Raw genomic sequence first — 6,012 nt, 5'->3', positions numbered from 1 at the left:
TTTTAATTCCCTATGATGTTTATACCCTATGGATTTCAAGATGCATCGCGACGGCAAGGGAGTGAATCCCCGGGAGCATAGCAAACTATGTGACCGGGGTGAGCGAGTGCCGCCAACAAAGAGGCAACTTGAAAGATGACGGGTATATATTAATTTATTAGCTATATTACTTATGATGGCATCTGATCTTTTCCATCTACATGTTTTTCATACCGGATGCATTCCATTTTTTGGCGTGTCTACTTCATATAATGATTTTGTATTTTATAGTTCTATTGTACTAGCCATATTATGTAATATCACATTTATGATCGCACACAGCAGGCATTATAGGAAAAACAAGTGGTAATTTTGCCGGTAAAACAACACTATTTTACCGGCAAATAAATTAATAAACGCGATCATCCCAAATACTATAAGCACTTGTCCCTGCTATATGATGAGTCCATGTGATACTCTTATAACGTAAAGATATCGTTTCCTGCGGCTGTGCGCCAGCATGTGTTATCGAATGGGGGTGATAAACAGCTAAATCAACTATCGTCGCCTCAATTACCTTTATAGTATAATATAACTCCTGAATCCCGGATTGATTCGTTCGATAAATATCAAACATACCGTCCAATACTTCATTTTCTGACATCGCTATTCCCAAAAGCGGTGACGATTTATCAACAGGTTTTTTAAATGTTATGGGATGGTGTTTACCCAATGGAATTAAAATCATTCCGATTTTATAGGTTAGAAATTAATTAAATTTAGCCATCAGTTAACATTGAAACACTTTATTACAATTATTATCAATTTGATACAATTAAAAATATTTAGCAACAATTTGTAGAAAATTATTTATATTTTCTGGTCTTCACTTATATTTAATACTTGTTGAACAATGGAATTAATATAATATGTTTACCTAATCTCTCAATCTGACTACATCTTCCAAGATGCAGCCAAAAAAGCGGTTTAAAATATTATGAATCAACAAAATTAATTGGAAAATTATATGGATAATCAAAACTTAAATTCTAACTCCAACGCTATGTCTAATGACCATCAGGAAGTATTTATTCCTGATGGTCAGTCCCTCAGTAGCACAGAAGGTGTGAAATGGATTGGTCAAGCATGGCAACTTGTCAAGAACAAATGGGGCATGTGGATACTACTCTATATTGTCTATTCTATATGTATAGCTGGTTTCATGCTTATTCCTTTTATCGGAATATTTGCCTGGTTTTTGAACCCAGTATTTATCGGCGGTATAATTGCCGTGTGCGAAAAACAGAGGACTAGCGGAGAATTCGAACTAGGGCTGTTATTCAACGGATTTCAGAAAAACTTTGCATCACTGCTTGGCATTGGTGCTTTAACGATTGGTATTATACTCCTCGGTGTTATCGCAATGTTTATTGTCGGAGGTAGTGCCGTAATTCATCTTCTATTAGTCGCTCAACATGGTGAAATCCCAACCGAAATACTTCAAAATGGCCTGTCCTCATTACTTCTTAGTCTCTTTATTTTGATGGTTTTATCAATTGTGAATGCCGCATTGACCTGGTTTGCACCAGCGCTAATTGTTATTCATAATTTGAAATTTGGTGCTGCCATATCAATGAGCCTGACAGCAGTGAAAAAGAATCTATTACCTGGTTTATTATTCTTTATCACCTCCGCCATCATTATCATAATCTCGGTAATGACTTTTGGTTTAGGTTTTCTAATCTCTATACCAATACTTTTAGTTAGTCATTATTCCTCCTACCGCAGCATTTTTATCGGTAAGGAGAAATCATTTACATTTTAATTAGCTAGAAGATACATCTACTATTTGCTGAAAATAATTACTTTATTTTCAGCAAAATATAACGAAGACAAAAAAGTGCCAATTTGGCATTCAGATCATGAACAAATCTCGATATTTCAAAATGAGGTTTGTTTTTTCATGATAAAAGATCGGTATTGAAATATCGATATTAATTAAGTTATATGATAGAAACTACAATATATTACATAAATATCTTAGTTATTTAGATAATGATAAAACCATTTGATCAAGTTAAAAAATAAATAGCAAAACATTGTTTATAAATCCACCACATTGTTAGTTAATTACTCCTATTTAGTGCTTGTTGATTAACAAATTTAATATATTATACTTACCAGCTTTTTACGGATGATTGTAACTTTGAAGATGCAGACAGAAAAAGCGATTCAATAAATTACAAGTCAATAATTAAATTGGAAAATACATGGATAATAAGAACCTAAGTTTTAATTCCAACGCTATATACAACAATCAGGAGGTATTTATCCCTGGTGGTCAATCCCTCAGTAGCACAGAAGGCATGGAATGGATTAGTCAAGCATGGGATATCGTCAAACGTAAATTGGGTATGTGGATACTACTTGGTATCATTTATTTCATTATCATATCTGGTTTACAGCTTATTCCTTTCCTTGGGATATTTACTGTACTTTTTGGTCCGGTATTTTTTGGTGGTATTATTGCCGTGTGCGAAAAACAAAGAACAACTGGACAATTCGAAATAAAGCTACTATTCAACGGATTTCAGAAAAACTTTGTATCACTGCTTGGCGTGGGTGCTTTATCATTTGGCATCATTCTTCTTGGAATTGTCGCAATGTTTATTATCAGCAGTAATACAATGGCTCATATATTGTTAGATAGCCAATATGACGAGATCCCGGTTGAAGTATTTCCAAATGATCTATCTCCATTATACCTTGGTGCCTTTGTTCTGCTTATTTTTAACATTTTTGGTACTGCTTTAACCTGGTTCGCACCAGCATTAATTGTTATCCATAATTTGAAATTTGGTGCTGCCATATCAATGAGCCTAGAAGTTGTGAAGAAGAATTTATTACCCGGTTTCCTATTCTTCATGGTCATGGCAATAATGTTCATAATTTCTATCATGACTTTAGGTTTAGGTCTTTTAATAACCATTCCCCTATTTTTAGTCAGCTATTATTCCTCTTACCGTAGCATTTTTATCGGAAAGGAAAAATTATCTTCTTTAATTAGTTAAATCTTTACTAAATCTAATAACTTTATTTTCAACAAAAAAATCAATAGAGAAGAAGCAAAAAGCGCCAAATCTGGCGCTTTTCATTAATACAATAATCAACCAATATATTCCAAACCACCCATATATGGACGCAATACTTCGGGTATTTCAATACGACCATCGGCTTGCTGATAGTTTTCCATAATGGCAACCAGAGTACGGCCTACAGCTAAACCAGAGCCATTCAGAGTATGGAGTAATTGAGTTTTCTTATCCTCTTTACCGCGGAAACGTGCTTGCATACGGCGCGCCTGGAAATCCCACATGTTAGAACAGGAAGAGATTTCACGATATGTGTTCTGAGCTGGTAACCACACTTCCAAGTCATAAGTTTTGCATGCGCTAAAACCCATATCACCGGTACACAATAAAACTTTACGATATGGCAGGTTCAGTAATTGCAGTACTTTCTCTGCATGTCCTGTCAATGCTTCCAATGCATCCATTGATTCATCAGGATGAACAATCTGAACCAACTCAACTTTATCAAACTGGTGCATACGGATCAGGCCACGAGTGTCACGACCATAAGAACCCGCTTCTGAACGGAAGCAAGGGGTATGAGCGGTCATTTTCAATGGCAGTTCATTTTCATCCAGAATGTCACCACGAACCAAGTTGGTTATCGGAACTTCAGCAGTTGGGATCAGCGCGTAATGGCTTTCCGCCTCTTCTTCCAGCGGCTTAGTATGGAAAAGATCTTCACCAAATTTCGGCAATTGACCCGTACCATATAAGGTTTCATGGTTTACCAAATAGGGAACATAAGTTTCCAAATAGCCATGCTGTTCTGTGTGAAGGTTTAGCATAAATTGCGCCAAGGCCCGATGCAGACGGGCAATTTGCCCTTTCATCACCACAAAGCGTGAACCGGTTAGTTTAACCGCGGCGGCAAAGTCCAGACCATTGGTCAATTCACCTAATGAAACATGATCTTGAATTTCAAAATCATATTTACCTGGCTCACCCCAACGGCTCACTTCCAAATTATCGTTCTCATCTTTACCTACCGGTACAGAGTCATCTGGAATGTTAGGGATACTTAAAGCCAAATCACGGATTTCAGCTTGAAGTTTTTCCAGTTCGGCTTTCGCTGTATCCAACTTTTCACCTAACTGGTTCACTTCCTGACGTAGCGGATCAATATCTTCACCACGGGCTTTTGCTGCACCAATAGCTTTCGATCGGGAATTACGTTCTGCTTGCAGGGTTTCAGTTTCAACTTGTAAAACTTTACGGCGCTCTTCTTGTTTGCGCAGCGTATCCACGTCAAGGGTATAACCCCTGCGAGCCAGTTTTTCGGCGACTGCGTCTAGCTCATTACGCAGTATGTTTGGATCGAGCATGCTAGTCCTGTGCTTGTCGTTATTAAGTTATACCCGTTATCTTTCAAGTTGCCTCTTTGTTGGCTGCACTCACTCACCCCAGTCACATAATTCGCTATGCTCCCAGGGATTCGCTCCCTTGCCGTCGCGATGCATCTTGAAATCCATTAGGTATAGATGATGTGAATAGGCCCACACAAGTTGATGGGCCATAAGATATTTTACCTGCCAACCTTACCGCAACAATAATGTTAGCGATAGCGTTTTATCGGGCTATTTTGATCCTGTTCAGCAAGCCAGGCGAGTTTATCGCCTATTTTACTTTCTAGCCCTCGGTTAGTCGGATGATAATAGCGGGTTTCCCCCATCTCAGGCGGAAAATAAACTTCACCCGCCGCATAAGCATTAGGTTCGTCATGGGCATAACGATATTCCTCGCCAAGCCCCATCCCTTTCATCAATTTTGTCGATGCATTGCGTAAATGTGCAGGAACATCATAATCAGGTTTTTCCTTCGCATCAGCTATTGCTGCTTTAAAAGCGGTATAAACAGCGTTGCTTTTCGGTGCACAAGCAAGATAAACAATAGCCTGAGCAATCGCCCTTTCACCTTCTGCCGGCCCAACACGGGTAAAACAATCCCATGCAGCAATCGCTACCTGCATTCCCCTAGGATCGGCATTACCAACATCTTCGGAAGCAATAGCCAATAAACGACGGGCAACATATAACGGATCACCACCGGCAGTAATAATTCGAGCATACCAGTAAAGCGCAGCGTCAGGTGCAGAACCACGAATAGATTTATGCAGTGCTGAAATCAAATCGTAATAACGATCACCTTTATTATCAAAACGCGCACTTCTCTCTCCACTGACTTCTTTCAATAGCCCCGGTGTCAAAACCCTCAGCCCCTGAGCATCGGTTTCTGCCACATCCGCCATCATTTCAAGCAGATTCAGTGAGCGACGAGCATCGCCTGCAACCAGTTCCGCCACCATACGACGGGTGTTTTCGGGCAAAACGATATTCTGTCCACGATAACCACGCTCTTTATCATTCATGGCCTGCTCAAGAACCTGCTCAATCTCTTCTGTTGTCAATGACTTAAGTAGATAGACACGCGCTCGTGAAAGTAATGCGGAATTCAGTTCAAAAGAGGGATTTTCTGTCGTCGCACCAATAAAGGTGATCGTGCCATCTTCAATGTGTGGCAGAAAAGCATCCTGTTGACTTTTGTTAAAACGATGTACTTCATCAACAAACAAGATAGTTCTACGCCCTGCATTCCGGTTCTGACGCGCTTTTTCAATCGATTCACGTATCTCTTTGATACCGGAAGTGACCGCAGATATCCGTTCAACATCAGCCTGAGCATAATACCCAATAATTTCAGCTAATGTTGTTTTGCCCGTCCCCGGTGGCCCCCATAAAATCATGGAGTGCAGTTGTCCAGCCCGGATAGCCCTTGGCAGAGGTTTTCCCTCAGCGAGTAAATGCCGCTGCCCGATATATTGCTCTAATGTCATCGGCCGCATACGCGCGGCCAATGGCTGAAATTCATTTTGAGAAAAATCGAGTGACAGGTTGTTCACTTA

General features: G+C 39.5%; 4 protein-coding genes and 1 pseudogene. 2 read left to right on the top strand and 3 right to left on the bottom strand.

All coding sequences use genetic code 11. The features are described 5' to 3' along the window. Positions 1–388: 388 nt before the first annotated feature. Positions 389–703 (bottom strand): annotated as a pseudogene (gene tssD / locus LGZ98_RS17755) (type VI secretion system tube protein TssD); the annotation flags it as partial. A 303-nt stretch (positions 704–1,006) separates the two neighbouring features. Between tssD and LGZ98_RS17750 the strand changes: the two are divergent. Together LGZ98_RS17750 and LGZ98_RS17745 are read left to right on the top strand one after the other, a co-directional pair. After that, entirely contained in the window at positions 1,007–1,804 is a 798-nt protein-coding gene (locus LGZ98_RS17750) for a BPSS1780 family membrane protein (protein WP_229015637.1), read from the top strand. Positions 1,805–2,249: 445 nt separating this feature from the next. Then, positions 2,250–3,050: a BPSS1780 family membrane protein gene (locus LGZ98_RS17745; protein ID WP_113042230.1), complete on the top strand. Its 801-nt coding sequence runs from the start codon at positions 2,250–2,252 to the stop codon at positions 3,048–3,050. A 95-nt stretch (positions 3,051–3,145) separates the two neighbouring features. Here the strand turns inward: LGZ98_RS17745 and serS are convergent, their stop codons facing one another. After that, positions 3,146–4,435, bottom strand: coding sequence for a serine--tRNA ligase (serS, locus tag LGZ98_RS17740; protein ID WP_112878978.1), 1,290 nt, complete (start codon positions 4,433–4,435; stop codon positions 3,146–3,148). A gap of 230 nt (positions 4,436–4,665) precedes the next feature. Further along, positions 4,666–6,009 carry a replication-associated recombination protein A gene (locus tag LGZ98_RS17735; RefSeq protein ID WP_228901120.1) on the bottom strand — a complete coding sequence of 448 codons (1,344 nt, stop codon included), beginning with the start codon at positions 6,007–6,009 and terminating at the stop codon, positions 4,666–4,668. Positions 6,010–6,012 lie beyond the last annotated feature (3 nt).

Origin of the sequence: Photorhabdus kayaii (genome assembly GCF_025384895.1) — a bacterium.
Lineage (GTDB): Bacteria > Pseudomonadota > Gammaproteobacteria > Enterobacterales > Enterobacteriaceae > Photorhabdus > Photorhabdus kayaii.
The sequence above is the reverse complement of the archived record's forward strand: the minus strand, read 5'-3'. Positions and strand labels throughout refer to the sequence as shown.